We start from the raw sequence: 566 nt of genomic DNA on the forward strand, positions 1-566 counted from the left end.
TCAGATGGGACTGCGCAAGCTGTCTGATAAGATCGTTCTGATTGGGCACCTGTAACGATGGATCGAGGTCGATCAGTGCGCGGGCGAGATCCCGATACAGTGCTGGGTACAGAGCCCAAACGTGGTGTTCGGTGAGCCAGGCTTTGCGGGCTTCGGGCGGGTCGTTTTCAATCGTGTGGCGCACGGCCAAGGCCAGCGCCTCACGTAGAAGCTCTATCGAGAGCGAGCCCTGTACCTGTTTTGGCGCTGACAGGGGAGCCGGTGGTGTTGTCATTTCCAACCACCAACCGCTGGGTGCTTGACGGACGTCGGTCAGCGCAAAAGGCTGAGGGGACATGCCTTCTGTTCCATTCCAGAACCAATAGTAGCCGAGTTGGGTTGGCGTTAACTGCGACCAGACAAGTGTTGCTGTGCTGAAGTCAGTTGGCGTATTCATAGCGAGTGGGCCTCATACGGCTGGACAGCAGACCGTTGAACATGAGCGGGCAGGACCGCACGGACTCGTGGGGAAAGGGTGCCGGACGCAACCGGTGGTAGAGTTTGGTTTCCAAACAAAAACCCAAACC

The 566-nt window shown here is 57.6% G+C and carries 1 pseudogene; it reads right to left on the reverse strand.

Annotated elements, in window-relative coordinates:
- Positions 1–436: pseudogene (locus tag ABJ99_RS25550) on the reverse strand (hypothetical protein); the annotation flags it as partial.
- Positions 437–566: the final 130 nt, after the last annotated feature.

It is taken from the genome of Pseudomonas syringae pv. cilantro, from assembly GCF_001293775.1.
Lineage (GTDB): Bacteria > Pseudomonadota > Gammaproteobacteria > Pseudomonadales > Pseudomonadaceae > Aquipseudomonas > Aquipseudomonas syringae_P.